Genomic DNA, 2,249 nt, shown 5'->3' on the forward strand with positions numbered 1-2,249 from the left:
CTTTGGCCGCTTCCTTTGCGAAAGCTTCAAGTTCTTTTTTGTTCATTTGCATCTGCCTATCATTAACTCTCAATAGAGTATGTTGTGATAGGCAGTTACACAAAATTAGTTACAGACTCAAAATATCTGCGTATACGTATAATAGTGCGATTGTCAAAATATGCTGGCTACATAAATAGCAAGCAATTTTGACAACTCACACCATGAGATAGTTACTATTCTAAACATGCTCATGGATTGGGTGTTTGATAAATACTAACTACATGTAGCCTGAACCATAAGTAACCTATTTTGATTAGCCACCGCCATATATTCTAGGAGCTTTCGCTCTGGCGTCTCTAAAAGCTTCTTTACTTTTTTGTTCTTCTAGCTCTTTATCTGCCTGCGTAACACATCTAGTTTTGGTTATCATTGAGCCCAGTTTTTCAGCTCTTTCGCAGTGATAAGCTTTTTTCTTAACTTCTGCCGTCTGTTCTGAAGCATCATTAGACTTACATCCAGTTAATGACGCAGCACCTATCGCTATAACTAATATTGCGTGTTTCATCTTCTCTCCTTTTATGTCCTTTTTTGATACATCCACGTAGAATAAATAGATTATTCTTAACGCAGAACCCCATTTAGAACATATAATTGACACAATATCAATATTTATGACAGTTCTTTACAAAGTAGAGACTCACAATCACGTGCTAACAATATACCTAGTTTAAGTTATTCGATAGAAGTTACACATCCCACTCTTCCAAAGCACCTTTAACCAGTTCATAACGCCAAGGTTGCAGTAAATCAGGTTTAAGTAAAGACGCACGCTCCTCGGCGGTTTTTTTCCAATTCCAACTGATCAATTGATTTATTTGCTTTTTCGATGCCAATACATCGGCTGGAATACCATTGGGTTGCTAGGCGCTCACTACAGCCACCCGGGCTAGTTTGCCCTTGTCCACGTCGAGCTTACCTAACAACCAAAGAGAAAAATAATCAAACATGATGCACAGCGCCTTGTTGCGTATATTGGGGCTGATAAGATTCGTTTTTTTGTAGTAATATCCACATGAGTCTTGCCAGTCGGTGTGCAGTAGCAACAACCGCTTTGTTGTGGCCTCGTCGCTGCTTAAGCGCTGTTATCCAACGACTTAAATCATCGTCTTTCTTACTAGCATGAGTCACAACCGTTCTTGCACCGTGAATAAGTTGTTTTCTAAGATACCCATCTCCACGCTTGGTTATACTGCCCAAACGGTTGGTATTACCCGAAGCATATTGCGAAGGAGTAAGACCAAGCCATACAGCAAATTCTTTGCCGCTTTTAAAAGCTTGGCCTTTGTCGATAGAAGCTACAAAAGCGGAGGTATTAATCAGCACGATACCAGGAATGGATTGTATAATTTGCGCGGCTTCGCTGCGGGTGTTTTCTTGTTTAAACAAATCATCAAGTAGATGGATTTTTCGCTCAAAGTGAGTGAGTTCATCATAGACTTCGGAAATCATCAAAAGAACAGCTGGTTGTAATGAATGAGTCAGCAGCTCTCGTAACTCTTGCTTGAACTTGCTGTAAGACTGCGGAATATCAATGCCAAATTCAAGTAACAAACTGCGTGTTTGGTTGATACAAGCTGTTCGAGCTGATAAAACGCGCTCACGCATTCGATGTAGAATAAGCACGGCTTGTTGCTGCTCAGTTTTTACAGGCACAAAGCGAATGTTTGGTCGGCGACTGGCTTCATAAATGGCAAGACAATCGTTTTTATCATTCTTATTACCACGCACGAAAGGAGTAACATGTTGTGCAGGGATTAAGTTAACTTGGTGACCCGCAGCCAAACATGCTCTGCCCCAAAAGTGAGAAGACGCGCAGGCTTCCATAACAATTTCGCAAGGCGGTAGGTTGATAATGGCTTCTTTAAGCTTGCTTCGAGATAGGCGTTTGGATAAACAAGGATGACCTTGACTATCAACACCTAATAATTGGAATACATTCTTTGCTAGGTCAATGGACAATGTGCTAACTTTTTGCATGATGGATGCTCCTATGAACTGTTGCTACCAAATCAGTTTGGCGCATTGACGCCTATTTTGGAGCGTCCATCTCATCAGCCATTTTTAAATTAACAAGGCAACGAATAAATTGTAAGCGTGCAGCGAACCACACCTAGAGCTTAACTATCCAAGGCAGTAAGCTGTCGATATCGCAGTGTGGTTGAGCAAGTTCATTTAAACAATGCATCACGTAGTCGAATGCAGTGAGG

At 41.0% G+C, this 2,249-nt stretch carries 2 protein-coding genes and 1 pseudogene; all 3 read right to left on the reverse strand.

The genetic code is table 11. The features are described 5' to 3' along the window. Positions 1-295 precede the first annotated feature (295 nt). The 3 genes and pseudogenes from HC733_RS22025 to HC733_RS22035 all read right to left on the reverse strand — a co-directional run bounded on the left by HC733_RS22025 (position 296) and on the right by HC733_RS22035 (position 2,019). Positions 296-547, reverse strand: a complete 252-nt coding sequence (locus HC733_RS22025) for a hypothetical protein (protein ID WP_190367121.1) — start codon at positions 545-547, stop codon at positions 296-298. Between the two features lie 181 nt (positions 548-728). Further along, positions 729-896, reverse strand: a pseudogene (locus HC733_RS22030) (ribonuclease D); the annotation flags it as partial. An 85-nt stretch (positions 897-981) separates the two neighbouring features. Beyond that, a complete protein-coding gene (locus HC733_RS22035; protein ID WP_190367122.1) occupies positions 982-2,019 on the reverse strand; it encodes an IS110 family transposase in 1,038 nt (345 codons plus the stop codon). Positions 2,020-2,249 lie beyond the last annotated feature (230 nt).

The sequence above is a fragment of the Pseudoalteromonas sp. S16_S37 genome, assembly GCF_014694405.1.
Lineage (GTDB): Bacteria > Pseudomonadota > Gammaproteobacteria > Enterobacterales > Alteromonadaceae > Pseudoalteromonas.